Annotated in this window: 24 protein-coding genes and 1 tRNA gene; 12 read left to right on the forward strand and 13 right to left on the reverse strand. The window is 41.2% G+C overall.

The features are described from left to right. Positions 1 to 121 precede the first annotated feature (121 nt). A tRNA-Asn gene (locus NDN13_RS00305) sits at positions 122 to 197 on the reverse strand. A gap of 236 nt (positions 198 to 433) precedes the next feature. On the opposite strand from NDN13_RS00305, the gene NDN13_RS00310 reads away from it, so the two are divergent. Next, positions 434 to 865, forward strand: a complete 432-nt coding sequence (locus NDN13_RS00310; protein WP_251116709.1) for a hypothetical protein — start codon at positions 434 to 436, stop codon at positions 863 to 865. A gap of 37 nt (positions 866 to 902) precedes the next feature. Here NDN13_RS00310 and NDN13_RS00315 read toward each other — a convergent pair whose 3' ends face one another. Continuing rightward, the gene (locus NDN13_RS00315; RefSeq protein ID WP_251116710.1) at positions 903 to 1,340 is read right to left on the reverse strand and encodes a PaaI family thioesterase; all 438 of its coding nucleotides are present in this window, start codon (positions 1,338 to 1,340) and stop codon (positions 903 to 905) included. A gap of 179 nt (positions 1,341 to 1,519) precedes the next feature. On the opposite strand from NDN13_RS00315, the gene NDN13_RS00320 reads away from it, so the two are divergent. Beyond that, positions 1,520 to 1,939 (forward strand): GFA family protein, encoded by a 420-nt coding sequence (locus NDN13_RS00320; RefSeq protein ID WP_251116711.1) that lies wholly within the window; start codon positions 1,520 to 1,522, stop codon positions 1,937 to 1,939. Positions 1,940 to 2,034: 95 nt separating this feature from the next. Here NDN13_RS00320 and NDN13_RS00325 read toward each other — a convergent pair whose 3' ends face one another. Then, positions 2,035 to 3,270, reverse strand: coding sequence for a pyridoxal phosphate-dependent aminotransferase (locus NDN13_RS00325; RefSeq protein ID WP_251116712.1), 1,236 nt, complete (start codon positions 3,268 to 3,270; stop codon positions 2,035 to 2,037). 214 nt (positions 3,271 to 3,484) lie between these two features. Between NDN13_RS00325 and NDN13_RS00330 the strand changes: the two genes are divergently transcribed. Then, complete coding sequence (locus tag NDN13_RS00330; protein ID WP_004652676.1) at positions 3,485 to 3,664, forward strand: hypothetical protein; 180 nt, start codon at positions 3,485 to 3,487, stop codon at positions 3,662 to 3,664. A 35-nt stretch (positions 3,665 to 3,699) separates the two neighbouring features. Here the strand turns inward: NDN13_RS00330 and NDN13_RS00335 are convergent, their stop codons facing one another. Next, positions 3,700 to 4,497, reverse strand: coding sequence for an A1S_2505 family phage non-structural protein (locus tag NDN13_RS00335; protein WP_251116713.1), 798 nt, complete (start codon positions 4,495 to 4,497; stop codon positions 3,700 to 3,702). A 153-nt stretch (positions 4,498 to 4,650) separates the two neighbouring features. After that, positions 4,651 to 5,634 (reverse strand): GGDEF domain-containing protein, encoded by a 984-nt coding sequence (locus NDN13_RS00340; RefSeq protein WP_251116714.1) that lies wholly within the window; start codon positions 5,632 to 5,634, stop codon positions 4,651 to 4,653. 413 nt (positions 5,635 to 6,047) lie between these two features. Between NDN13_RS00340 and uvrB the strand changes: the two genes are divergently transcribed. The 8 genes from uvrB (at position 6,048) to proB (ending at position 15,622) form a co-directional block, all read left to right on the forward strand. Beyond that, positions 6,048 to 8,072, forward strand: coding sequence for an excinuclease ABC subunit UvrB (gene uvrB / locus NDN13_RS00345; RefSeq protein ID WP_251116715.1), 2,025 nt, complete (start codon positions 6,048 to 6,050; stop codon positions 8,070 to 8,072). Positions 8,073 to 8,192: 120 nt separating this feature from the next. Next, a complete protein-coding gene (locus NDN13_RS00350; RefSeq protein WP_251116716.1) occupies positions 8,193 to 8,777 on the forward strand; it encodes a lipocalin family protein in 585 nt (194 codons plus the stop codon). A 101-nt stretch (positions 8,778 to 8,878) separates the two neighbouring features. Beyond that, the gene (gene rarD / locus NDN13_RS00355) at positions 8,879 to 9,832 is read left to right on the forward strand and encodes an EamA family transporter RarD (RefSeq protein WP_251116717.1); all 954 of its coding nucleotides are present in this window, start codon (positions 8,879 to 8,881) and stop codon (positions 9,830 to 9,832) included. Positions 9,833 to 10,078: 246 nt separating this feature from the next. Then, complete coding sequence (locus tag NDN13_RS00360) at positions 10,079 to 11,536, forward strand: glyceraldehyde-3-phosphate dehydrogenase (protein ID WP_159414526.1); 1,458 nt, start codon at positions 10,079 to 10,081, stop codon at positions 11,534 to 11,536. 137 nt (positions 11,537 to 11,673) lie between these two features. After that, entirely contained in the window at positions 11,674 to 12,417 is a 744-nt protein-coding gene (locus NDN13_RS00365) for an MFS transporter (RefSeq protein WP_251116718.1), read from the forward strand. Beyond that, positions 12,417 to 13,097: a hypothetical protein gene (locus NDN13_RS00370; RefSeq protein WP_251116719.1), complete on the forward strand. Its 681-nt coding sequence runs from the start codon at positions 12,417 to 12,419 to the stop codon at positions 13,095 to 13,097. The genes NDN13_RS00365 and NDN13_RS00370 overlap by 1 nt, the downstream gene beginning before the upstream one ends. A 158-nt stretch (positions 13,098 to 13,255) precedes the next feature. Next, positions 13,256 to 14,473 (forward strand): Obg family GTPase CgtA, encoded by a 1,218-nt coding sequence (cgtA, locus tag NDN13_RS00375; RefSeq protein WP_251116720.1) that lies wholly within the window; start codon positions 13,256 to 13,258, stop codon positions 14,471 to 14,473. 15 nt (positions 14,474 to 14,488) lie between these two features. Beyond that, entirely contained in the window at positions 14,489 to 15,622 is a 1,134-nt protein-coding gene (proB, locus tag NDN13_RS00380; protein WP_251116721.1) for a glutamate 5-kinase, read from the forward strand. 72 nt (positions 15,623 to 15,694) lie between these two features. On the opposite strand, the gene NDN13_RS00385 is transcribed toward proB, so the two are convergent. The 5 genes from NDN13_RS00385 to NDN13_RS00405 all read right to left on the reverse strand — a co-directional run bounded on the left by NDN13_RS00385 (position 15,695) and on the right by NDN13_RS00405 (position 21,495). After that, positions 15,695 to 17,329, reverse strand: coding sequence for an ABC transporter permease (locus tag NDN13_RS00385; RefSeq protein WP_251116722.1), 1,635 nt, complete (start codon positions 17,327 to 17,329; stop codon positions 15,695 to 15,697). 74 nt (positions 17,330 to 17,403) lie between these two features. Beyond that, on the reverse strand, positions 17,404 to 18,423 hold the full coding sequence (locus NDN13_RS00390; protein ID WP_251116723.1) for a Fe(3+) ABC transporter substrate-binding protein: 1,020 nt from the start codon (positions 18,421 to 18,423) through the stop codon (positions 17,404 to 17,406). Between the two features lie 66 nt (positions 18,424 to 18,489). Further along, on the reverse strand, positions 18,490 to 19,572 hold the full coding sequence (locus tag NDN13_RS00395; protein ID WP_251116724.1) for an ABC transporter ATP-binding protein: 1,083 nt from the start codon (positions 19,570 to 19,572) through the stop codon (positions 18,490 to 18,492). Between the two features lie 115 nt (positions 19,573 to 19,687). Then, positions 19,688 to 20,320, reverse strand: coding sequence for an HAD-IB family hydrolase (locus NDN13_RS00400; RefSeq protein ID WP_251116725.1), 633 nt, complete (start codon positions 20,318 to 20,320; stop codon positions 19,688 to 19,690). Next, positions 20,287 to 21,495, reverse strand: coding sequence for a DUF1615 family protein (locus NDN13_RS00405; protein ID WP_251116726.1), 1,209 nt, complete (start codon positions 21,493 to 21,495; stop codon positions 20,287 to 20,289). Before NDN13_RS00405 ends, NDN13_RS00400 begins: the two co-directional genes overlap by 34 nt. 82 nt (positions 21,496 to 21,577) lie before the next feature. Between NDN13_RS00405 and dusB the strand changes: the two genes are divergently transcribed. Next, complete coding sequence (dusB, locus tag NDN13_RS00410; RefSeq protein ID WP_251116727.1) at positions 21,578 to 22,600, forward strand: tRNA dihydrouridine synthase DusB; 1,023 nt, start codon at positions 21,578 to 21,580, stop codon at positions 22,598 to 22,600. A gap of 58 nt (positions 22,601 to 22,658) precedes the next feature. Here dusB and oxyR read toward each other — a convergent pair whose 3' ends face one another. The 3 genes from oxyR to rubB form a co-directional block, all read right to left on the reverse strand. Next, the gene (gene oxyR, locus NDN13_RS00415; protein ID WP_251116728.1) at positions 22,659 to 23,564 is read right to left on the reverse strand and encodes a LysR family transcriptional regulator OxyR; all 906 of its coding nucleotides are present in this window, start codon (positions 23,562 to 23,564) and stop codon (positions 22,659 to 22,661) included. A 6-nt stretch (positions 23,565 to 23,570) separates the two neighbouring features. Continuing rightward, positions 23,571 to 24,515 carry an esterase EstB gene (gene estB, locus NDN13_RS00420; RefSeq protein WP_251116729.1) on the reverse strand — a complete coding sequence of 315 codons (945 nt, stop codon included), beginning with the start codon at positions 24,513 to 24,515 and terminating at the stop codon, positions 23,571 to 23,573. Positions 24,516 to 24,598: 83 nt separating this feature from the next. After that, positions 24,599 to 25,780, reverse strand: a complete 1,182-nt coding sequence (gene rubB, locus NDN13_RS00425; RefSeq protein ID WP_251116730.1) for a rubredoxin reductase RubB — start codon at positions 25,778 to 25,780, stop codon at positions 24,599 to 24,601. Positions 25,781 to 25,834: the final 54 nt, after the last annotated feature.

A 25,834-nucleotide genomic window follows, 5' to 3' on the forward strand; every position in this document is an offset into this window, starting at 1 on the left:
GGTTTAAATTTATACGATACTCAACATGAAATGAACAAAATAATCGTATTGATCGTTTTAAGGATATTTTATGCATTCAAAATAAAAAGCCCAGATCAATGATCTGGGCTTTTTAGAATCTTGGCTCTCCCACCTGGGCTCGAACCAGGGACCTGCGGATTAACAGTCCGTCGCTCTACCGACTGAGCTATGGGAGAATCTGAGTGCCATTATAGGCAGCTTTTAAAATTGGTCAAGATAAAAGTGTCATGTTTTCTTCATTTTTGTGTCGTATGCTTTTTATTTGCACAATTGCGAGAAAGTCGCAAAAATTACTTGAACTTTAAGCAGGCTATTGCTAGATTCAAATGAGAAAGAGCGTTTAGATATTAATCTAAACAGTGTGGATTTAACCCTACTTGCCAGCACTAAAATGGCTAAACCGGAGGTCGAAATGACTATTCTAAATATTCAATCTATTTTTTCAAATTTTTCTTTTTATCAAGAGCATTATCTCGAAATTATTCAAGACCCTGCGCAGTATTACACGCCGGTTGAACATGCTTTTCTCAATACTTTTCCATTTAAGCAACAAGCCTTGTATCTGGGTGATTTATTGCAATTATGGTTTGGTAATAAGTGGAAAATTCAAACCGCTAAAGACCTACTCACACAAAAAAATACCTCGACTGTTGATGAGCATGTACCGTTATATTTATTTCAACTTGGTGGTGAATTATTTTTAGGTGCAAACACGGCTTTGGCTTGGTCTGTGGCAGAGCAAAAGGTTGTTTCAGTACAAGTGAAAAGCATTTGGCAATACGCAGTATTCAGTCATTTATGTATTCGACCAAAAAATTTTCAAGCGAATAAAGCCATTGCATAGGGCTATGATGAAATAGCCCATTTGCTTCTGTTTAGACTTATGGGCGAATGATCATACAGGTTGCGGTTGCATGGGCATAAAGTTTGCCTTCAGCATCGACAATTTTACCTTCAGAAATTCCCAAATTTTTACTGATATTGATGATGTTACCTGTCGCTATGAGCTTTTGATTTTTTGGAATAGGGCGGCACATTTTAATATTCAGATCAATAGTGCCATAGCCTACGCCTGCTTCTAGAAGTGTATGAACAGCACAGCCTGTCACTGAATCGAGTACCGTTGCAGCAAAACCACCATGAACGCCTCCTAGCGGGTTAAGGTGGCGTTGATCTGCTTGTACTTCAAATTTGATAAAGCCTGCTGCAACTTCAACGGGTTGCATTGGAATGGTTTCACTAATGCTGGCTGGTGGAATGTGTCCTTCACACATCGCGGTTAAAAACTCAAGTCCATTCATTTCTTTCGGGTGTTTCATGTTTTTTCCTGTATAGTTCTAAAAAGGAACTTATGTATAACGTAGTCTTTCCATTACAGGCTGTCAATACTTCAGCGATGAATCCTAAGTTTTACAAATTATTGATTGCGCCATGCGTGCTTTGTTTTATGCTAAGGATAATTCATAAATAACAATTTTGAATAAAAGGTAAATTTATAATGAAAGGACAGTGTGTTTGTGGTGAAACCACATTTGAAGTTGAATTAAGTAATCATGATGTACATGCCTGTCACTGCTCGATTTGTCGTCGACAGACCAGTGGGGTGATAATGACCATCGATGTTAAACAGGGCAGCTTAAAATTTTTAAAACAAGACCGCCTTTCTGTTTATAATTCATCGGCTTGGGGGGAGCGAGGTTTCTGTAATGCCTGTGGTACCAATTTATTTTGGCGGACTAAAGATCAGAATTATTGCAATATCAATGCCTTTGCGTTGAATGAATCACCTCAAGATTTAAATCTTGATTTGGAAATCTATATCGATTGCAAACCTGAGTTTTATGCTTTTCAAAATGCGACCAAGAAGATGACCGAGGCAGAAGTGGTTGCACTTTTTAGTGATGAATCAGCTCAATAGTACTCGTTTTAGGAATCCCAATTTTAGTTAAGGTATAAATTCAAGAGATAAAAAAAGAAGCTTCATTGAGAAGCTTCTTTTTTATTGCGGAAAAATTATTTCGCAGCTTTTTCTGCTGCAATCGATGCAATTGCGGCATCAACGCCTTCAATTGAATCAGCTGCTTTTTTAATACGTGCTAAAGCATCAACTAAAACTTCGTCAGCAGTCGCATAAGAGATACGCATAAATCCGCCTAAGCCAAACGCATCGCCAGGAACAACCGCAACGCCAGTTTCTTCAAGTAACCACTCAGAGAATTCTGTGCAAGATTTTAAACCTTTGGCACGAATTAACGGGCGGATATTGGCATAGGCATAGAACGCGCCATCAGCAGGTAAGCAAGAAATACCGTTGATGTCATTTAAGCCGTTTACCACTAAGTCATGACGGCGTTTGAATGCTTCAATCATTGGCTGTAATACGTCTTGTGGGCCATTCAATGCTGCTTCAGCTGCAACTTGCGAAATCGAAGTTGGGTTTGAAGTCGATTGAGACTGGATTTTTTTCATTGCGCCAATGATTTTTGCAGGACCTGCCGCATAACCAATACGCCAGCCTGTCATTGCATAGGCTTTAGATACACCATTTAAAACAATAGTGCGGTCATATAAGTCTGGTGCAACAGTTGCGATATTGTAGAACTCATCTTCCCAGCGGATTGGTTCATACATGTCATCAGAAGCAACAAAGACTTGTGGGTGACGACGTAACACTTCTGCCAAAGCTTCTAATTCAGCTTTGGTGTAGATCATACCTGTTGGATTTGAAGGGCTGTTTAATACCACTAGGCGTGTATTTGGTGTGATTGCCGCTTCTAATTGTTCAGGTGTGATTTTGAAGCGTTGTTCTTCACCACATTTGACGATCACGGGTGTGCCTTCAGCGATAATTACCATATCTGGATAGCTGACCCAGAACGGTGCAGGGATAATCACTTCATCGCCTTTATTTAACAAAGCAAGCGCCAAGTTAAAGAAACTTTGCTTACCACCACACGACACTAAAATCTGGTTGGCTTGATAATCTAGATTATTATCACGTTTAAGTTTCGCAATAATTGCTTTTTTTAAGCTTGGAGTACCGTCTACAGCTGTATATTTTGTAAAGCCTTTATTAATCGCTTCAATTGCAGCATCTTTGATGTGTTGAGGGGTATCAAAGTCTGGTTCGCCTGCACCTAAACCAATCACGTTTTTACCAGCAGCTTTAAGCTCAGCAGCTTTGTTGGTCACTGCAAGTGTAGGGGACGGTTTGATGGCATTGACACGATCAGAGAGACGTACGTCCACGGCATTATTCCTTCTTATGGGATTAAAAAATAAAAAGCAGGTTATCTTAGCCTAAATCGACTTCTTTGTGGCTGAAACTTGCCAGAAACGCATAAAAAGTTACTAAATTTTAAGCATTAGAATCATTGTGTTTTTTTACATATTTTATTTTTATCAAAAGCGCAAAAATCTATTACAATATGCGGCTAGAAATCTAGATTTCGAGAGAATTCCAATGAGTACCCAACAACCTAAAGCCAAAAAAGCTTTGGTGAAATTGCCTTTTCCAATGCCATCTGCTCAGGATGATGCCGAGGATGCAACCCATAATCAGGTCCGTCCAAAACCTGAGCAATATGCTGATCGTACTTGGATGCCACCACGTGGTACCCGTCGTTCAATGGGTAAGCGTTAAGAAAAAAGCCAATCATCTTGATTGGCTTTTTTTGGTTAATGGCGGCGGTTGAGAGGGTGTTGTATTTCTAACTCACCACGCCAGAGTTTGAGAAAATCATACTCATCAATGTCATACAGCTCCATCAAAGCAATAATTACACTGACAAAGGTCATGGCACCTTCTGTATTGTTATGGAAATTAAAAATCTTGCCATTGAGTTTGCCTAAAATATCGTTGATTTCATGCTCGCGGCCACGCCCATAGCGATCACGGGGGTACAACTCTTCATTCAAAACAATTAAGGCAATCGCCTTTTCTGCTGCAGTGAGTTTGGTCTGATCGAGTGCTTCTTCAAAAGATTCATAGCCATGATCGAAATAGAAAATAACCTCATCTGAAATAAAGGCATGTACCGCTTCAGCAGTTAAGTCTGGAAATTGGGAAACTGCATCTTCTTCGATATAGGGCCGAAATGATTCTGGGAAAATCACATTGGAATGAATCCCTTTGAATAAAGGGGCGATTTCAGACACTTTATAACCCGCAATGCCGCAACCTAAAGCTGTTAAAAAATATTTCATTTTGGGATGGTGTTTTGCATAGACTTTAAAGTCTTCTACATAATGCTCAATTTGAGCCAATGGCATTTGTTGTAGATGTTCATTCAGTGTTGGAATCGCAAAAGTTTGCCCAGCCCAACCACGACCAACACCTTTGACTGCTGCAAAGTGTTGTGCTGCGACACGGGCTGCACCGCTGTCATGGATACCCGCTAAGTTACTGCCAAAAACAAAGACTGTATCTTCTGGAAGTTCCGTTACGATTGTTTCGTCATGGTATTGGTAAGCCATATTCTTATCATTGAAACTGAGTATAAGTCCATGTTGCAGTTGATTATGCAAAGGGTCAAGCGCTGTTTGTATTTTTCTTTTATATTTTATTTTGAAGCTCCATTTCGTATCGACTGATTCATTTCAGGGCAGCTTAAATCCTAAGGTGGTTGTTCAGGTGACCAGATCAAAAGAGATTTGATTGCGTCCATTCTCTTTTGCTTGATAAAGTAAATCATCTGCGCGCTGCAATCCTTGTTCAATTTCATCAAAGTGATGTATTTGCGTGAGGCCATAACTGGCGGTCATTTTAATTTTATGGCTGGTAAATGTGGTTTGTTCAAGTCGCCTTTTGAGTTGTTTTGTTCGAAACAATGCCTCAGTTGCATCTTTGGCAGAGATTAAACAAATAAATTCTTCACCACCAAAACGGGCCATTAGATCATCTGGTTTTTTCTGTTGTAACATCACTCGGCTTACTTTTTGCAAGACCTGATCGCCAACGTAATGCCCCCAAGTATCATTAATTGATTTAAAGTGATCGAGATCTAAGCAAACCAGAAAGTAACAGTGATTGTTGAAAGATAGCTGTTCACTTTTTTCGAAAAACCCCCGCCGATTCAGCAATTGTGTTAGTGGGTCTTGTAGACGTTCATTGTTAAGATGCTGAATCACATCCTTGACCGCACCGCCACTGATGACGATTGCGAATAAAATATTTAAAATAATATTGACTGACATCCCCAATAACCACCATGTTGAAGAGGTGAGAATGATATGGTCTCGATCAATGCTATCTAAAAAGATAAAATTAATGATGGCACGACAAAAAGAATAGGAGACATTCAGCAAATAGAAAATCAAAATCCAGCGATAAAATGATTTACTGGTGGGCAGAGCTTTTAATACCGCAGGAATCGCAATAAAGCCAATCAAGCCTAAGGTGGCATTCAAAATAATCAACCTTAACCATATTTGCGGATTCACATAGGAAAAGTAGGCCAGGGTAATAATGGCAAAGACTGAGAGCGTTAAAGCAATGTAATGATTGAAAGAGGTCTTTAATTTAACACTGATGGCATATGCACCCAGCCAACTACCTAATAAATAAAGAATTGCAGTGAATGGGGCGGCAATCGTTAGTTGCGGGTTGCTCATTAAGCATTGTATAAAAAGTGCTATTGAGGGAATCGCGTAAGCCAAACCAATCCATAATAAAAAAATCTCAGCTTTAAAAATTAAGCGGCAGAATGTAAATGCCAAACCTATGAAAAATAGGCAGCTGGGAACGATTAATATAAAATATTGTGTATTAACTGAATTCACAAAAAAAAATAAAGTTCTTGATATTTTTGAAGCGCATAGATTAAGGTGCTTTTGTATAAAAATTCAATCTTTTTAATTGGAAATATAAAATTAGCCGTACTTTTTAAGTCAATAAATATGTGAATTTGAAAATAATTATTGAAATTTAAGCTATATACCTAAAAACGTATTAAAGTCGCTAAAATAGATTGTAAATTCTATCCAATGACGCCATTAATAGCACATATTCAGAAAAGAGAAGTCTCGTGAGCGAAAACCAACCTTTTGAGTTAGTCACCAATTATCAACCTGCAGGAGATCAACCTCAGGCGATTGAGAAATTGGTCAGCGGTATTGACCAAGGTTTTCGTAATCAATTACTGCTTGGCGTAACTGGATCGGGTAAAACCTATACCATGGCCAATGTGATTGCGCAAACACAACGACCAACCATCATCATGGCACATAACAAGACCCTTGCTGCTCAGTTGTATGGTGAGTTTAAGGCATTCTTCCCCAATAATGCGGTTGAGTATTTCGTCAGTTATTACGATTACTATCAACCGGAAGCCTATGTACCATCATCCGATACCTTTATTGAAAAAGATTCGGCGATTAATGATCACATTGATCAAATGCGTCTTTCTGCAACACGTGCATTGTTAGAACGTCGTGATGCGATTATTGTCGCTTCGGTTTCTGCAATCTATGGTTTGGGTGATCCAAATGCCTATATGCAGATGCTATTGCATATTGTGCAAGGTGATCGCGTCAGTCGTGATGAGATCATTCGTCGTTTGGTGGAAATGCAATATACCCGTAATGAATTGGAGTTCTTACGTGGTACCTACCGGATTCGTGGCGAAATCATTGATATTTTCCCAGCAGAATCGGATAAAGATGCGATTCGGGTCGAGTTATTTGATGATGAAGTGGATTCGATTCGCTGGTTTGATCCGTTGACTGGAAAATTGGTACGTAAAGTGCCGCGTGTGACTATTTATCCAAAAAGTCATTACGTGACCCCGAAAGATCATTTGACCCGCGCGATTGATACGATTAAAGATGAGTTGAAAGATCAGCTGAAATTCTTCAAAGAGCATGACAAATTATTGGAAGCACAGCGGATTGAACAGCGTACGCGTTATGATTTAGAGATGATGCAACAGTTGGGTTATACCAATGGGATTGAAAACTACTCGCGCCATCTTTCAGGTCGTGGGGCAGGCGAAGCGCCGCCAACCTTGTTTGATTATATCCCTGAAGATGCCTTGCTGATCATTGATGAATCGCATGTGACCGTTCCACAAATTGGGGCGATGTATAAAGGTGACCGTTCACGTAAAGAAAACTTGGTGAATTATGGTTTTCGCTTACCAAGTGCTTTGGATAACCGTCCAATGAAATTTGAGGAGTGGGAGCGGATTGTGCCTACCACCGTTTTCGTTAGCGCAACACCCGCCCATTATGAATTGGAAAAGTCAGAACAAATTGTTGAACAGGTGGTTCGTCCAACAGGCTTGATTGATCCTGAAATTGAAGTACGTCCGGTATTAACCCAAGTGGATGATGTACTTTCTGAAATTAATATTCGTAAACAGCTGAATGAACGTGTCCTTGTGACAACCTTAACCAAACGTATGGCTGAGGATTTAACTTCATACTTGAAAGAGTACGGGGTTAAAGTGGCTTATTTGCACTCGGATATCGATACGGTTGAGCGCGTCAAAATTATTCACGAGCTACGTACTGGTGTACATGATGTATTGGTCGGGATTAACTTGCTGCGTGAAGGTCTGGATATGCCAGAAGTGTCTTTGGTTGCAATCTTAGATGCGGATAAAGAAGGCTTCCTACGTTCAGAACGTTCATTGATTCAAACCATTGGTCGTGCGGCACGTAATGTCAAAGGTAAAGCAATTTTATATGCCGATCGTATTACCGATTCAATGCGTAAAGCGATGGATGAAACAGATCGCCGTCGTAATAAGCAAATTGAATTTAATGAATTACATGGTATTACCCCACGTAGTGCGGTACGCCAAGCGATCAAGGAAATCGATACCGGTGAAGTGCTGACGGACGATGAAATTGATGAAAAAGTGCTTGAGCAAGCGCAGGCGATCAGTGCGGATGAACAGCATTTATTATCTGATCCAAAACTGTTTGCAAAGCATATTGGCAAACTGGAAAAGGAAATGTTAAAAGCCTCGAAAGAGCTCCAGTTTGAACAAGCGGCAAGATTACGCGATGAGATTGTCCGTCTTAAAGCGCATATGTTGCAGTCATAATCAAACAGAGAAATCCTCAAAGGGGATACATATCGCAACAGTTTTTGTTCACAAAGTAAGCTATTTTAAATTGCTAACTATATGACTATTGATAACAAATTACTGTTTTGAGGATTTCTCATGCCTTTTATTAAAAATTTCCCGAAAGCGAGTTGGCGCCTTGCAAAAATTGCGATTGGTGGGGCTGTCTTAACAGGGTTGGCAGTTGGAACCATTGCTTATGCGCAAGCAAAACCGTTGCCAACAGTCGATAAAGTCGAGCTCGATAAATATTTGGGGGTTTGGTATGAAGTGGCCCGAAAGCCGATGTTTTTTGAGCGTAAGTGCGCCTATAACGTTACCGCAACTTATACCCTAAATGAAAATGGCAATATTGTTGTGAATAACAAATGCTATGACGGTGAAGGCAACGTACAGCAAAGTTTAGGAGAGGCATTTGTCGCCAATGCGCCGTTTAACAGTAAATTGCGTGTGAGTTTTTTACCAGAAGTCGTGCGTTGGGTGCCTGTAATTCGTGGTGATTACTGGATTTTAAAGCTCGATGCAGATTATCAAACTGTACTGGTGGGTGAACCACGCCGTAAATATTTGTGGGTGCTTTCGCGCATACCAAATCCGAAGAAAGAAATTATTCATGAATATTTAAATTATGCGAAATCATTAGGTTATGATATTGGGGATGTTATTTATCCTGAACATCACTAAATCAGCTATACTTGTTGAAAACCATGCATGCATGGTTTTTTTTATTCCATATAGTGGATAAATCACGTATTTTTTAAACAATCGTCAATCAGAGGCTGAAAATGATTAAAGGAATTGCTTATTCAATTTTGGCTTCTATTACTTTTGGTGTCCTGTATTTTTATAGCCAGTTCCTCGGTTCCTTGGATAGTGAGCAGACCTTTGGTTGGCGAATTATTGCCACAATTCCATTTCTGACCCTATTTATGTGGTTGAGTGGTGATTTATCCCTGATCAAAACCGTGTTTAAGCGGATTCTTGCCAATCCCAGCTTATTATTGCTTTTATTGACTACCTCGGTACTCACTTCTGCTCAGCTTTGGCTATTTCTGTGGGCCCCTATGCATGGCAGAGGGTTGCAAGTTTCCCTGGGCTATTTTCTTTTACCTCTGGTTTTGGTGCTGGCTGGAAGTTTTTTATACGGAGAGAAACTTTCTAAGTTTCAATATGTCGCTGTATTGCTCGCTGTGTTTGGGGTTGGGCATGAAATATGGCGTTTAGGCAGTATTGCTTGGGAAACGGCTTTTGTAGCATTGGGGTATGCTGCTTACTTTGTATTGCGTAAAAAAATTCAAACCGATCACTTGGGCGGTTTTTGGTGGGATCTTATGTTGATTCTACCGATTGCGATTTTCTTTACCCAGGCAGGAGAGATGTCATCACTCAAATTCCTGGGGCATCCAAGTCTAATTGCTGTGGTAATTGGTCTAGGGTTGTTAAGTGCGATTGGTTTGGGAAGTTATATTCTTGCCAGCCGTTACTTGCCTTTGATCATTTTTGGTTTACTCGGTTATTTAGAACCTGTTTTATTGGCTTTGGTTTCTTTGCTGATCGGCGAAAAAATCGGTGCAGATGAATGGCTGACTTATATCCCGATTTGGTTGGCTGTGTTGGTGTTGGTGATTGAAGGGGCAATGCATTTGTACCAACAGAGAAAGCGTAAGCAACATCTAGAATTGAACTTAAAACAGTATTCGCAACGTGTGAATCTAGACGATAAAGAACAAAAAAGCTGATTTTATCGTCAGAATGATCAGTAAAATTGTTATTGCTGTGAGCTAAACCACTGCTATTATGATGATAGGAAAAGATTTTTACCAAAATTCACAAAAATAATTATAGGTATTTTATGAATTTATAGTCAATTAGGACAAAATCTTAGCTCGTTTAACAGCTTTTGATTCAATCTTGATGATAATTCTATTACAATAATGGCGTTTTAAAAATTCACGCCCAGTATATATAAATTAGAGGACGTAACTGTGAGCAAAGAAACAATCGTTGCCCTACACGCTGAACACCAAGGTCGTTGGAAAAACCGTGAAGAAATCGCGGAACGTATGATTACCTTAATCGGTCAATTATACCGTGAGAAAAATATTGTTGTTTCTGTTTACGGACGCTCTTTAATTAACCGTTCTGTTATTCAAATTCTTAAAACGCATCGTCGTACCCGTATGCTTGATGTTGAACTTTCAGTGGTAAATACCTTCCCAATTTTGGAAGCGTTAATGAAAGTTGACAATATCGGTTCTGCTGAAGTTGATATCGGTAAACTTGCTGTTGAATATAAAAACCAAGGCGGCGATGTAGACGCTTTTGTTGCACAAGCGGTTGCTTCAATTCAAGGCAATGCTGCGACTGCTACACCTAAAGATGTTGTTCTTTACGGTTTTGGTCGTATCGGCCGTATCTTGGCACGCTTAATCATCAGCCAATCAGGTTTAGGCCGTGGTTTAAGCTTAAAAGCAATTGTAGTACGTAAATCATCTGATGGTGACTTGGCGAAACGTGCTTCTTTATTACGTCGTGATTCTATTCACGGTACTTTTGACGGTACGATTTCTGTAGATGAAGAAAACGAAGCAATCATTGCAAATGGTCAATTCATTAAAGTGATTTATGCATCAAGCCCAAGCGAAGTAGATTACACAGCTTATGGTATTGATAATGCGCTTCTTATCGACAACACAGGTAAATGGCGTGATGCTGAAGGCTTAAGCCAACACTTGAAATGTGCAGGTATTGCACGTGTCGTATTAACTGCACCAAGTAAAGGTGAGATGAAGAACGTTGTATTTGGTGTGAACAACGGCGATATCTTAGATGAAGACAAGATCATCTCTGCTGCAAGCTGTACAACCAACGCAATTACACCTGTATTAAAAGTTTTAGACGACAAATACAAAGTATTAAATGGTCATGTTGAAACAGTTCACTCGTTCACAAACGACCAAAACTTAATTGATAACTACCATAAAGCAGACCGTCGTGGTCGTGCTGCAACATTGAATATGGTGATTACCGAAACTGGCGCTGCAAAAGCAGTTGCAAAAGCATTGCCAGGCCTTAAAGGCAAGTTAACAGGTAACTCGGTACGTGTACCGACACCAAACGTTTCACTTGCCATCTTGAACTTAAACTTAGAGAAAGAAATTGATCGTGAAGAAGTGAACGAATATATTCGTCAAATTTCGATCAACTCGAAGTTACAAGGTCAAATCGGTTATACCAACTCTACTGAAGTTGTATCGAGCGATTTTATTGGTTCGCGTACAGCGGGTGTATTTGATGCGCAAGCAACAATCGCATCTGGTACACGTTTAACGGCTTATGTTTGGTACGATAACGAAGTAGGTTATAGCTGCCAAGTATTACGTATTGCTGAACAAATGTGTGGCGTAAGCTATGCGAAAGTTCCTGCGGAAACAAATGCATAATTTGTTTGCATAGCGATAGCTAAAAGCCCAGTTTTTAACTGGGCTTTTTTATTGACTGTACAGAATATATGCTGAATTAAACATAAAAATCGATAAGAATAGGGGAAAAGGGAAATAATTAATCAAGGGATAGTTCATTGTTGCAGTTCAGACGTTTATTCGTGGTATTTGCTTTAATTGTGGTTGCCAACTTGTGTGGTGTATACATCGCGATGTGGGTATTTAAGCATTTTAACATTTATATTCCCTTGAAGAATCAAGATGTCGCAATCGACTTGCAAGAGCCATTACAGGTTCGGGTCAAAGTTAAAGATGCACTCAGTGTTGATGTGAATGGGCGTGTTGATGCCAAGATCCCAATTAATGAACAACTCAATGTTCCACTGACTCAAACGCTGACACCGCGGGTTTATTTCGATAATGTTGTCCCGATCAGTACCACGATTCCTGTAAAGGAAACGATTAAGGTCAATCAAAGCCTGCCGATTGACACCAAAGTACAGGTCAAGATTTTAGGTCGGGATGTCACCTTACCATTAAAAGGTTCAATTCCCTTACAACTGGATGTACCGATTGATATTCAGGTTCCTTTGCAGCAAAAAGTTCATTTAAAATTTGATGCGCCTGTGCGCACCGAACTCAAAGAAAATTTGAATATTCCATTGAAAGCGCAACTGAATGCCAATATTCCAATTCAAGGCAATTTGAATGTTCCGATTACATCTGAGTTGAATGCCTCGGTGGATGTTAAAAATACCTTGCCTGTTAAAATTGCACAGGGAGAGTTAAAAATTCCGCTGTCTAGCATGTATTTGGATCGTGTCAAAGCCCAACCTGCTGAAGCACAAGTCGTTCAACATGATGCAAAAGCAGGTGAGTAATGGATATCACCAAATCGCTTAAAAGCTTATTGATCAGTTTTGTGATCGTGACCACCTTAGTGGCGATTTTATTTTGGTTCTATTTAAATATTCAGGCGTCCTTGATTGTTTCTGCCCAGCAAGCGGATATTCGTTTACCTGAGTCTTTGGGCACCAAGATTCAAGTCGGTGATCATTTAAGAGTGAAATCGGAAGGTCAGTTGAATACGGTTTTAGATATTGATCGGACTTTGCATTTACCATTAAAAGGTAAGTATTTGGCTGATCTCAGTTTTGAGGTAGAAACACCGATTACCGTGGATATCAACTACGAAACTATGCTGAAAGTAGATGAAGTTGTACCGATTGAGACCAGTACAGACTTGATCTATCAAAATAAATTATTACCCAAGTTTCCTTTGAGTTTGGATATCCCGGTTAAATTAGATATTCCATTTCAACTGAAACGTACGTACACCGTGCCAGTGAAAATTGTTTTTGATGGGCCTGTTTATTTTGCTTTTGATGAGACAGTCGATTTACCTGTGAAGCATCAATTTAAGCCAAGCTTCTATATGAATGATGCGATTAATATGAGCAATATTTCTTCTTTCGATGCGATCATGTATAACTCGGTACAGCAAACCAAAGCTAATTTAGATATGCAGATGCAATTACCGCTGAAGAATGTCAGACCATAATCCACTCATATAGGCTGTATCATGAGCCAATTCGGATCATGAAATTGAAGTTTGAGCGGGTAATCAATTTAAAAAAAACAATTTGCTGATTTTTCTATTCGAGAATTTTCTTAAAATGTGGCAAAATAGTCCGCTTTTAAGAATTTGAGGATTGGCACATGCGCTTTGTTGATGAAGCAGTCATTACCGTAGAGGCTGGCGACGGTGGCAATGGCGTAGCCAGTTTTCGCCGTGAAAAATTTGTTCCTTTTGGTGGCCCAGATGGCGGAGATGGGGGACGTGGCGGAAGTATTTACATCCAAGCAGATGATGATACCAGCACATTGGTAGATTACCGCTATACACGTCGTTATCGTGCAGAGCGCGGTAAAAATGGTTCGGGTGCGAATTGCTCTGGCCGTGGCGGTGAAGACGTTATTTTAAAAGTACCCGTTGGTACAACTATTGTGGATACAGAGTCTGGCGATATCATTGGTGACTTGGTCGCTGATGGCCAACGTGTAAAAGTTGCGCATGGCGGTGATGGTGGTTTAGGTAATACTCACTTTAAATCATCAACCAACCGTTCGCCTCGTAAGTGTACGCATGGTATTAAAGGTGAATATCGCGAAGTCCGTTTAGAATTGAAAGTATTGGCAGATGTTGGCTTACTCGGTATGCCGAATGCTGGTAAATCAACATTTATTCGTGCAGTCAGTGCAGCAAAACCAAAAGTTGCAGATTATCCATTTACCACGATGGTACCAAACCTTGGTGTGGTCGATGCGGATCGTCACCGTTCATTCGTGATGGCCGATATTCCTGGATTGATCGAAGGTGCAGCAGAAGGTGCTGGCCTAGGAATTCGCTTCCTTAAGCATTTGGCGCGTACGCGTATTCTTTTGCATATTGTTGATGTTCAACCGATTGATGGTTCTGACCCTGCACATAATGCAAAAGCAATTTTGGGTGAATTACAAAAATTCTCTCCAACTTTGGCAAAACTTCCAGTTGTCCTTGTATTGAATAAGCTGGATCAACTTCCTGAAGAATCTAAAGAAGAATGGTGTCAGCACATTCTGGATGAATTGCAATGGAAAGGTCCTGTATTTAAAACCTCAGGCCTAACCTCTGAAGGAACCAAGGATGTCGTGTATTACTTAATGGATCAAATCGAGCAGCAACGCGAGCGCGAGCTTGAAGACCCTGAGTATGCAGCAGAAATTAAAGCATTCCGTGAGCAGCTTGAAGCTGAAACACGTGAACAAACCATCGCAGCAAAAGAAGCCTATCGTGCCATGCGTAAAGCTCAGCGTGAAGCGGGTCTGGACGATGATGAAGACTTTGATGACGATGAGGATGAAGGCGATGTAGAAAGTATCTACATTCGTGACTAGTAAACCGAGGGAAAAATGATAGAAGTGGTCGATGGGCAACGTCAGCTCAATGCGTGTAAACGAATCGTTGTTAAAATCGGATCATCTTTACTCACTGCAAACGGGCAAGGTTTAGATTTAAATGCAATTTCGCATTGGGCGAAACAAATTGCAGATCTACACAATGCTGGACATGAGATTATTCTAGTGTCATCAGGTGCAGTTGCAGAAGGGATGGTACGCATGAAACTTGCGAGTCGACCCACCGATCTACCCAGTTTGCAAGCTTGTGCTGCCATTGGCCAAATGGGCTTAATCCATACATGGTCAAGTGTACTGGATCAACATGGTATCCAGACGGCGCAAGTCTTACTCACACATGATGATCTTGCTGATCGTCGTCGTTATCTCAACTCTTGTGATGCGTTGCAAAACTTGATTGATTGGCATGTCATTCCAGTCATTAATGAAAATGACACCGTCTCTACTGACGAAATTCGGTTTGGGGATAATGACACCTTGGCTGCGATGGTTGCGGGTCAGGTTCAGGCAGAATTGTTGATTATCTTAACGGATCAACAGGGTATGTTTGACTCGGATCCACGCAGCAATCCAAATGCAAAATTGTTCTCTGCTGTACGGGCCCTCGATGATCGTTTGTTTGAAATGGCGGGTGGCGGTGGCGTGCTTGGTCGTGGTGGTATGGTCACCAAAGTTCGTGCCGCACGCCTAGCGGCAAAGTCAGGCTGTCCAACTTTGATTGCCAGTGGTGAAAGTGACAACGTATTAGCACGCTTGATGGCGGGTGAGATGTTAGGGACCTTATTTACCACGGACAATGACCGTGTCACTGCACATCAACAATGGTTGGCTGCGCATTTGCAAACTGCTGGGCGTCTGGTGATTGATGATGGCGCTGTTGAAGCGATTAAGCTCAAACATCGTAGCTTGTTGCCTGTTGGTGTTAAAGCGATTGAAGGGCATTTTGATCGTGGTGATGTGGTTGAATGTGTCGATAAAAACGGTGGTCGTATTGCCGTTGGGCGTGTGAATTTTAGTTCGCGTTCAGCAGAAATGATCAAAGGTTTATCATCGGAAAAAGTCTATCAGGTACTCGGTGAAGCGCGTTCGCTGGAAATGATTCATCGAGATCATATGGCAATTTATTAATTTCGATATGATCTAATGGTGTTAAAAAAGACCTCAAGTATTTGAGGTCTTTTTTTGAGGTAAACAAAGTTTTTATTTTTGTTGAATGGATTGCCCTATACGCGCCAATAAGATGACCGGAATCAGCCCAACCAGCACAATCAATAAAGCAGCAATTGCACCATCTTCATAGGTTCCTCTGGATGCTTCTGCATAGAGTTGTGTGGCCAGTGTCTCCAGATTGAGTGGTCGAAGTAGTAGGGTGGCGGGTAATTCCTTCATACAATCGACAAAGATGAGTAAGGCTGCAGAAATCATCGCGGGGCGTAATAAAGGTAAATGTACTCGCCATAGTGTTGCTGATCGATTGTGTCCCAGATTTTTTGCTGTATCATCAAAAACATGGTGGATACGATTGTATCCAGATTCAATGCCACCAATCGCAATGGCGAGAAAGCGAACGCAATAGGCATAGATTAAAGTAAAACTTGTACCTAAAAATAATAATCCCGTATGGATACCCAGTTGAAATTCGAGAAAGTCTGCAACAGCATGGTCAATTGTACCAAGAGAAAGCATCAGTCCAATGGCCAATACTGTTCCAGGAATGGCATAACCTAAGCTGGAAATACGGCTCAACCAGGTGCTCTGATTAAAACGTGCGGCACTGGCAATCAAAAAAGCGATTAGAACTGTAATGAAGGTCGCAATAGTTGCCAAGCTTAAGGTGTTGATTGAAGCCTGTAATAATTCAGGTGAAAAACCTGCATATTGCAGACGTTTATAAGATTCAGCGACTAAATAACTGCTTGGAATGAGAAAGCCTATACAAACAGGAATAAAACCAAGTCCAAACAAGAATAATGCCTTAGCCCCTGTGATCTGTTGAGCAGGCATGAGTTTGCTACGTTGTGCTGAATTCATATAGCGTTGTTTACGGCGCCCAAACCGTTCGATCACCACCAACAATGTAATAATCATAAGCATAAAAATGGCAATTTGAGCGGCGCTGGCTAAATCGGATTGATTGGTCCATGTGGAGTAAATGGATAAAGTCAGCGTTTTGACCCCAAAAAACTCGGTTGCCCCAATATCATTAATGGTTTCCATTAACGCTAAACTGGCACCCACTGCGATGGCTGGTCGGGCCAGTGGGATGGCGACACGAGTGAAAACCTGATTAGGTTTGAGGCCAAGACTACGTGCTACCTCAACCAGACTGGCAGATTGCATTAGAAACATGGCGCGGGTACTTAAATAAACGTATGGGTACAGCACAAAGCTTAATAAGAAAATACATCCCCATACGCTACGGATGTTCGGAAACCAAGTTGGTTGTCGATCCCATCCGAACCAAGCACCGAGCACACTTTGTACTGGACCAATCGGATGTAACAGGTCGATATAACAGTAGGCAATAATATAGGTGGGGACAGCCAATGGCAGTAATAAAGCCCAGTTTAAAAAAGCGCGGCCTCTAAACTGATAAGCCGTGACTAACCATGCACTTCCTGTTCCGATCAAGATTGTAAGTAGACCCACCCCAAATAATAATAAAGCGGTATCTAGTAATGTAGGGGGGAGCACATATCGAATCAAATGCTCCCAAATCTCACTATTCCCTTGTAATGCGGACCAAATCAGCGCCAATATCGGTAGGCAGGCAAGTATCGTGAAAAGTCCACTAAGCGAAAATAATGATTGGAATACAGATTTGTTATTGATCATCAAGGCTGTCAATTGTCGGAATATAAGGCTGGGTGAAGCAAGGTGGCGAGTCAATGCCACCTTGCTGCCATGATTTAGTGATTAAACTGAACTTTATCAACCAAAAGGTTGGCTGTTTTGCGGTATCGAGCGATTTCACTTAAGCGTATCGTATCGATGTTCAATTTGCCAAAGCTGGCAATCACAGGATCTATTTTGACCCCAGGTTTAACTGGATATTCGAAACCACTTTGTGCATAGATGGCTTGGGCGTGGTCAGAGACCAAGAACTCAAGCAACTGGACGGCCTGTTTAGCGTTGGGTGCATTTTTGGCGACAGCCGCACCAGAAACATTGACATGCGTTCCACCATTGCTAAAACGGGGGAGAACCACGTTGATGGCATTGCCCCAACGTTGCTGTTCAACATCGTTTCCTGTACGCATACGCCCCACATAGTAGGTATTTGCAACGCCAATATCACAGATTTTGCCCAAAATATCACGTGCCACGTCACGGTCACCGCCACTGGCTGGTCGTGCTAAATTGGCTTTGACCCCACGTAGCCATTGTTCAGTGGCTTTTTCACCGTGATGCGCAATATAAGCAGCAATCAGGCTAGTGTTATAGACATGGCTGCCAGAGCGAATACAGATTTTACCTTTCCATTTCGGGTTTGCTAGTTCTTCATAATTGATCGCAGTTAATGGGGCGCGCTCTTTCGATGCATAGACCGCACGAGCCCGCATCGAGAGAGCATACCAATGTCCATTTGCAGCGCGTAAATTACCAGGAATGGCCAGATTCAGAATTTTTGATTGAATGGGTTGAGTCACACCGCCTTCAACTAAATCGACTAGATTGCCAAAATCAACGGTGAGTAGAACATCTGCTGGAGAGCGACGCCCTTCGGCTTTTACGCGTTCAAGCAAACCATCTTTGATAAAAACCGTATTTACTTTAACACCTGTCTTAGCGCTAAATTCTTGTAGCAGAGGTTGAATCAAGGCGGGTTCACGGGTGGTGTACAGATTGACTTGGGCGGCATGTACCCAACCGCTGCCGAGTGTAAGTAGGCTCGTTAAAATTAGATGATGCTTAAACCGTAACTTCATTTTGTCTCACTCATATTTAGGATATTGAATATCAAGCTGCTGATTCAGCAAAGCAATGGTTAAATGCTAAGTGGCGTAGTAAAAACAAGTATTTAAATCAACAGAAACATAGACATTTTCTTGTTCTGAAAAATGTTGTAAATGATCAACCTGAGCAATTAAGTTAACTGCTTCAACCATCAGTTGTAAATGTAATTGCTGAATATGTCCCATAAAGGTAGTTGAAATGACTTTTGCTGCTAAAAAGCCTTCAGATTGCTGATGCTGATGCTGATGCTGAATGCGGATTTGATGCGGTCGAAAGTAGCAGTGAATGCTTTGCTGAGTGTGGCTTAAGTGCTGTGGGAGATTTATAGAGCCAAATAAAGTGGTCAGTAGCTGATCATTTTTTTGAGTGGGTATTTCATTTAAAGTCGAAAAGTAACGGGCAGCGAATTGTGTTTTAGGTTGTAAATAAAGTTGTTTGGGGCTGCCAATTTGAATGATTTTGCCTTCATGCATCAAAATAATCTGGTCAGCGATTTGTAACGCTTCTTCAGGATCATGCGTGACAATAATGGTGGTGGTGGCGGTTTTTTTTAAGAGGCTGATGGTATTTTGACGGATTTGGTCGCGTAGACGATGATCCAGATTTGAAAAGGGTTCATCCATTAAGAGAACATGCGGTTTAGGTGCGAGTGCACGTGCTAGTGCGACACGTTGCTGTTCTCCACCAGATAGCGTGTATGGATAACTCTGTGCATGCTGATGCATAGAGACATGTGTTAAAGCCTGTTCAGCAATATCCTGTCGTTGTGATTTTGGAAATTTCTCTAAGCCAAACATGACATTTTCCAGCACACTCAGATGCGGGAACAGCGCATAGTCCTGAAAAACTAAGCCGATATTTCGTTGCTCAGCCGGGATGTTTTGTTGGCTATCCCAGAGCATCTGATTTTCAAGTTGAATTGAGCCTGAACTTGGCGTTTCTAGGCCGGCAATTAGACGTAGCATGGTGGTTTTTCCACACCCTGAATGTCCGAGTAAACAAATGATTTGACCGCTTGTGGCAGACCAAGTTGCTTGATCAACTGCAAATCGATTGCCGAATTTTTTGCTCAATTGTTGGATGGTTAAAATGTTGGCCTGAGGTGCACTAGAAGTGGTCATGGTCAAATCACATAAATATTAAAATTGTTAAATATTGATTTAATAATAGCTTAATAATTCTGCTTGTATAGTCTTTTTTCTAAGCGTTACTAAACTAGAGATTTTCAATAATCGGCTATTGAACTGCAACCGTCGTATCACGCCCAACCATATAGGGATAATCCGCCAAAGAAAGCATATCGAGATCTTCTTCACTATTACCATAGGCATAAATTGCTTGGTAATCTGCTAAATTATACTGCTGTAAAATACGCAATTTCTTTTGTTCTCGACTACAATCTTCTGAGCGATAACGACCTGTTAAAAGCCCATCTTTAATTTCGGTTTGGGTACAGATCAGTTCAATATTTAGAAATTCACAAATAGGTGTCAGGTAAAGATCTACCGAGGCAGACACCAGCACAATATGGTCACCGCGTTGTTGGTGTTGTTGAAGTTGTTGTAATAAGTCCTGGTCGAGTCGTTTAATCAACTTTAGTGCATATTCGTGGGCAAGTTGCTCGACCACATCGACAGAAATGTCTTTAAACATGCTCTGGAATAATCGTGGGCGCATGGCATGTGCAGGGTAGAGGCGTAAATAGTAGGCTTGAATCCACGGCAGGATTTTCAAGCCTCTTTTGACAATATGACGTTTTGATAAAGCGAAGAAAATAAACCCTGTGAAACTGTCTCTTGGATAGAGTGTTCCATCAAAATCAAATAAAGCAAGATTTAGAGTTTTATGCGTTTCGCTCTTTGCATGCATGTTTCATATCGTCCATTAACGCGACTGGCAAACCAATTGGTATTGTAGTCACGACTCAGTTTAGGGCCTGAAATAACGACTTCAGGCATCATTGCATAAATTGGTTCTTTATTGGTTTTAGTTTGATAAAGTTTTTGAACAGCTAAATAGGTTTGTGTATCTTCAAACTTTTGCTCTTTTTCTTTCTTTAAATCGGCACGGATCTGACGTGGAGTGACCAGAATTTTATTATTGGTAAACGCCGAGATCACTTCTTTTTCAGATTGGCTTAATGCTGATTGCGGATTGCCATCTTTATTGTAAAGTAACAGGTCACCATCTAAATCAAGATCTTTATCTTGGATAACCTCAAGCATTTTCTGAAAAGCTGCGTTGCGACTTGAATACATACCTGAATTATAATCGGCAAAACGATAGATGGCTTTGTCGTAATCCGCAGAGTATTCCATCAAACGGTGGATACCGTAATATAAGCCGCCATACTGGGTATAAAGATCATTACGCAACTCCGCAATATTGCCACTTTGCCGTTTATGCTCTTTGGCATAGTTAATATGCACCTGCATTGAACCCAGTGTGGTAATCGGATTCATTTTCTCGCCAATATCTTGCCCAACCAACTTCGCTGCGCCCGTCAGTGCACTGACATGATAATGCTTCGACATATAGTCAAAAATTTCACGATAGAGTAAGTCGAGTTCACGCTCGGTTTTCACTTTACGCATTTGGCTCATGTAATTATTTTCTGGTGAGGGTTGGTTTTTGAGTACATCCTCAAAATAACCGGCCACAGTGCCGCCAATGGTTTCACCTAGTTTCGCTTCAAACTTCTCTTTGAGTCGGGTATTGATTTCCTTGACCGCTTTTTCACCGAGCCCAGGCACAGCAGGATCTGCAACAAAATTTGATTCCTGATCGACTACAGCGACAATGCTGCAGACATTCTGCTTGGTCTTGGGAATGCTCAGCTGTTGCATGATATCAAAGATATCTTGCGACCATGACTGGCGATCATTGACACGAGATGGGAGAACTTTGTTGATTTGTTCTGCCTTCATTTCAGGTTCTTTACTATTTGACCACCATGCATTATCGCCACAAGCGGTTAAGCTTATGCTGATTGCCAAGAGGCTAAATGTTTTAAGTAGAGGACGAGTCGAAAACGATTGGTTCATAATGAAGACAACACCGCACAAAAAGATGAGCCGAACGGGCGAATGAAGTATACTATGTTGATCAGAAATTGTAAGAAAATATATGTATATTGGTTCATATCAACTGTCAAATAATTTGATTGTTGCCCCAATGGCAGGTGTCACCGATAGGCCTTTCCGGACGCTATGTAAATACTTTGGTGCAGGACATGCAGTCAGTGAAATGATGACTGCTGACAAGACACTACGCATGAGTAAAAAGAGCTTGTATCGCGCTAATTTTGATGGCGAACTTGCGCCAATTTCAGCACAAATCGCGGGTTCTGATCCTGAACAGCTTGCTGAAGCGGCGCGTTACCAAGTTGCGAATGGTGCACAAATTGTTGATATCAATATGGGGTGTCCAGCCAAAAAGGTTTGTAACAAGTTAGCGGGTTCCGCATTGCTACAAGATGAAGATCTCGTCGCGCGGATTCTTGATGCGGTGGTTGAGGCAGTGGATGTGCCTGTCACGTTAAAAACTCGTTTGGGTTTTTTAAATGGCCATGAAAATATTTTACGTGTCGCGAAACGCGCTGAAGAATCTGGAATTGCGGCATTAGCGCTACATGGTCGTACCCGTGAAGATATGTATTTAAATACGGCACGTTATGAGTTGATTAAGCAGGTCAAAGAATTGATTAATATCCCATTGATTGCCAATGGTGATATTGATAGCCCTGAAAAAGCCAAATATGTACTCGATTATACCGGTGCGGATGCGATTATGATTGGGCGGGCAGCTCAAGGCCGACCTTGGATATTTCGAGAAATTGCCCATTACTTAAAAACGGGTGAGCATCTTGCTGCACCAGATATTGCCGAAGTTAAGACGGTGTTACTGGGGCATTTGGCGGAATTGTACCAGTTCTATGGTGAGTACTCTGGTTGTCGTATTGCTCGTAAACATATTGCCTGGTATACCAAAGGCTTACGTTCAAGTAATGAGTTTCGTCAAAATATGTATAAAGTCGAAAATACGGCTGATCAAGCCAAAGTGGTGGAATCATATTTCGATGAGTTACTTGATCAAGGTCTACGTATGAGCGATGTGCAGGTTGAACAGGTTAATTTATTAGATATTTAATCGTTATTATTTTAGATTGAAAAAAGCCTGTAATTTAATTACAGGCTTTTTACTTTTCCTAAGCTAAGTGAGCGGTGATTTTTTGCAGAATCTGCAAGATCACATCAAATTCACTTTGCAATGGCGTACTTTTACGCGTCACTAAAGCCAGTGTGCGGCTTGGTGCTGCTTCAATAGATTTCACTGCAATATCTTCATTGAAATGAATCATACTGTTTTTCAGTGCAATCTCAGGTAACAAGGTAAAACCTAAATCGGAAGAGACCATTTCCACCAAGGTTGGTAATGAGCTTGCTTTTAAGCGGTGATCATTTTTGCGTTCGCCAACAGGGCAGGCACTGAGTGCATGATCACGTAGACAATGTCCTTCCTCAAGTAGCATCAAACGAGACAGATCCAAGTCATCTAAAGAACTTGCATTGGCTGCATTGGTATCTTGCTTGTTATACACAAGGAACAGGTGTTCTTTGGCAATTTCAGCAACTTTCAAACTACGCGTATCAAAAGGAAGTGCAAGCACGATCATGTCTAAATTACCGTGTTCCAGCTTCTCTACAATTTTCTCGCTTTGTGCTTCGTGTAGATGCAGTTGGATTTTGGGTAACTGTTGATGAACTTCATCAAGCAATTGCGTCAAGATAAACGGTGCAATGGTTGGAATAATACCGAGATGCAAATCACCGGTCAGTGGTTCACTCATTTCCCGACTTAAACGCATTAGGTCTTGAGCATCGGCCAATAATACCCGTGCACGAGCCACAACCTGTTCACCTAAGGGGGTTAAACGGACGTTTTGACGATCACGCTCAACTAAGACGCCACCTAATAAACGCTCTAATTCCATGATGCCGCCCGATAAAGTTGACTGGGTGACAAAGGATCGACGCGCTGCTTCAGTAAAATGTAAAGTTTCTGACAACGTAACTAAATATGATAGCTGTCTTAATGAGGGTAATGCAGCCATAGTGTCCTAGTGTGATGATCTAAAGTGGTGTGCAAACAAACCACTAAGTTGTGGAATGAAATGTGCAGGAATATCATGCCCCATTCCTTGGATTAATTCAAACTTAGCACCAGAAATTGCTTTTGCAACAGCTTTCCCGTGACTCGGTGGTAACAGGCGATCTTTTGAGCCATGTACAACCAACGTCGGCTGAGTAATCGTCTTGTTCAATGCTAACAAAGAACCCGTACATAATATTGCTAAAAATTGTTGAAGTACACCCGCTGGATAGAAACTACGTCGATATAATTTGCGAATGGTCTGAATTGACTCGACTGGATTGACATAACCAGGGGAACCAATAATACGGAAAACATTCAAACTGTGATTAATAATGGTTTCTTCATCATGTCCTTCGGGTTTCCCTAATAAGCTAAAAAGTTGCTTTGGAAAAGGGGGCGGAAGAAAAGGCTGATTATTACTGGTAAATAACAAACCGATTTTTTCTACTTTTTCTGGATATTTTGCTGCAACAATCTGTGAGATCATCCCGCCCATAGAGGCGCCAATAATATAAGTTTTCTCAATACCTAACTGATCAATCAGCATGGACACATCATCCGCCATATCATACAGCGTATACGGCGCACCTTCATTACCAAGACCAAACATGAAACGGCCCATCAGTTTCATGGTGTTGAGTCGTTTTCCTTTGTTGCGAATTTTAGAAGATAAACCGATATCACGGTTATCAAAACGAACAACTCGGAAACCTTGATCAATTAAAGCCTTACAAAAAAAATCCGGCCAGAATAGCATTTGTGCACCTAAGCCCATGATCAATAAGATAGTTGGATGCTCAGGATTCCCACCCATTTCAACATGCAATTCGATCCCATTGCCCAAAGTGACTTTGGTTTCTTGCATAAATGAAGCATAAGGCGACACGTTAAATTGAAGGGCACTGTTCATGGTAGTCGTTCCGAACTGAATTCTTCTTATTGGTTGTGAGTTTACTGGATTTTCTTTTCCCAGCAAACTCCCGTATTTAAACCTTAAACCTGTGCAGGAATCAAGTCTGGAACCAACTTGGTTAAGGTTAAACGCTGTTTTGCTGCGGTTGCACCAAGTAGGACAAATCCTCTCAAGGTGCCTTCGCCGTCAGCCGCTTTTGCCAACATGCCATCATCGAATTCCTCAGTTTCCCAGTTCACATCAACATCGAGTGGAGCGGGTAAAACCGTCAACGGGGCAGCAGGTGTTTTTACCGCAACTGGCATAGCAGGATAATGTACAGAAGTACTTTGACCACTCAAAGTTTTTGCTAAAGCTCGTGCTTGTTGCATGATCGGCATGACAAATGGCAACAAAGTGCCATTCACTTCAGCACAGTCACCGACTGCATAAACATCAGCCTGATTGGTTTCTAATAAGGTGTTGGTAATAATGCCACGACTGGTTTGGATGTCTGCAGCTTTAGCCAAAGCAATATTTGGCTGCAAACCAATCGCAGAAAGTACAATATCTGCCACCAAAGTCTGACCATTGGCTAAAGTGACTGCGTAGTCTTCGCCGTCATTGATTTTCGATACTTTTTCAACGGTCGTAGAAAGTGCGAACTTGATACCTGCTTGTTCTAGATTGGTTTTGAAGGCTTCGGCAACATGGTTTGGTAATAAACGACCCAGAGGCTGTGCTGCAAGATCAATCACAGTGACATCATAATTGCTATGTAATAGGTCATTGGCAAATTCACAACCAATTAAACCCGCACCAAGAATAACCACGCGTTTGTCTTTACGTTTCGAGAGATTTTCACGGAAAGTACGATAGTCGGTCAGTGAGTTCACCACATGAATATCATCACTGCCATCGCCAGCGATGGCTAAGCGAATTGGATTTGCACCAACCGCAAGTACCAGTTTTGAATAAGGCTGAGTCAGCGTTTCACCATTTTTTTCTAATGTGATTTCGTGCTTTGCTGCATTGATTTCTTTCACCCAGGTTTCTGCTTCAATGCGCATATTCAGTTGGGTTGCCATTTTGTTGGCATCGCCTAAAGCAATTTGTTCAGGTGCTTTATTGCCTGCGAAGGCATTGGATAATGTTGGTTTTGCATAATTTACCGCATCATCCGCGCAGATCATAACGAGCTCTTGTTCAGGACTCAGTTTACGAAATTCTCGAGCAACGGTATAACCCGCCATACCTGATCCGATGATAACGATAGGATGCATTCTATTCTCCAATATTTTCTTATTTAAAAACAAACGATAGCAAAAAAAAGACCA

The sequence above is a fragment of the Acinetobacter sp. C32I genome (assembly GCF_023702715.1).
Classification (GTDB): Bacteria; Pseudomonadota; Gammaproteobacteria; order Pseudomonadales; family Moraxellaceae; genus Acinetobacter.

What these genes read in the sequence shown, in the direction of transcription:
- NDN13_RS00315 (WP_251116710.1), bottom strand. Translation starts at nt 1,340, where the DNA reads ATGAAACACCCGAAAGAAATGAATGGACTTGAGTTTTTAACCGCGATG.
- rubB (WP_251116730.1), bottom strand. Translation starts at nt 25,780, where the DNA reads ATGCATCCTATCGTTATCATCGGATCAGGTATGGCGGGTTATACCGTT.
- NDN13_RS00390 (WP_251116723.1), bottom strand. Translation starts at nt 18,423, where the DNA reads ATGAAGTTACGGTTTAAGCATCATCTAATTTTAACGAGCCTACTTACA.
- rarD (WP_251116717.1), top strand. Translation starts at nt 8,879, where the DNA reads ATGATTAAAGGAATTGCTTATTCAATTTTGGCTTCTATTACTTTTGGT.
- NDN13_RS00385 (WP_251116722.1), bottom strand. Translation starts at nt 17,329, where the DNA reads ATGATCAATAACAAATCTGTATTCCAATCATTATTTTCGCTTAGTGGA.
- estB (WP_251116729.1), bottom strand. Translation starts at nt 24,515, where the DNA reads ATGAACAGTGCCCTTCAATTTAACGTGTCGCCTTATGCTTCATTTATG.
- NDN13_RS00320 (WP_251116711.1), top strand. Translation starts at nt 1,520, where the DNA reads ATGAAAGGACAGTGTGTTTGTGGTGAAACCACATTTGAAGTTGAATTA.
- proB (WP_251116721.1), top strand. Translation starts at nt 14,489, where the DNA reads ATGATAGAAGTGGTCGATGGGCAACGTCAGCTCAATGCGTGTAAACGA.
- dusB (WP_251116727.1), top strand. Translation starts at nt 21,578, where the DNA reads ATGTATATTGGTTCATATCAACTGTCAAATAATTTGATTGTTGCCCCA.
- NDN13_RS00370 (WP_251116719.1), top strand. Translation starts at nt 12,417, where the DNA reads ATGGATATCACCAAATCGCTTAAAAGCTTATTGATCAGTTTTGTGATC.
- NDN13_RS00340 (WP_251116714.1), bottom strand. Translation starts at nt 5,634, where the DNA reads ATGAGCAACCCGCAACTAACGATTGCCGCCCCATTCACTGCAATTCTT.
- NDN13_RS00395 (WP_251116724.1), bottom strand. Translation starts at nt 19,572, where the DNA reads ATGACCACTTCTAGTGCACCTCAGGCCAACATTTTAACCATCCAACAA.
- cgtA (WP_251116720.1), top strand. Translation starts at nt 13,256, where the DNA reads ATGCGCTTTGTTGATGAAGCAGTCATTACCGTAGAGGCTGGCGACGGT.
- NDN13_RS00335 (WP_251116713.1), bottom strand. Translation starts at nt 4,497, where the DNA reads ATGGCTTACCAATACCATGACGAAACAATCGTAACGGAACTTCCAGAA.
- NDN13_RS00350 (WP_251116716.1), top strand. Translation starts at nt 8,193, where the DNA reads ATGCCTTTTATTAAAAATTTCCCGAAAGCGAGTTGGCGCCTTGCAAAA.
- oxyR (WP_251116728.1), bottom strand. Translation starts at nt 23,564, where the DNA reads ATGGCTGCATTACCCTCATTAAGACAGCTATCATATTTAGTTACGTTG.
- NDN13_RS00405 (WP_251116726.1), bottom strand. Translation starts at nt 21,495, where the DNA reads ATGAACCAATCGTTTTCGACTCGTCCTCTACTTAAAACATTTAGCCTC.
- NDN13_RS00330 (WP_004652676.1), top strand. Translation starts at nt 3,485, where the DNA reads ATGAGTACCCAACAACCTAAAGCCAAAAAAGCTTTGGTGAAATTGCCT.
- NDN13_RS00310 (WP_251116709.1), top strand. Translation starts at nt 434, where the DNA reads ATGACTATTCTAAATATTCAATCTATTTTTTCAAATTTTTCTTTTTAT.
- NDN13_RS00400 (WP_251116725.1), bottom strand. Translation starts at nt 20,320, where the DNA reads ATGCATGCAAAGAGCGAAACGCATAAAACTCTAAATCTTGCTTTATTT.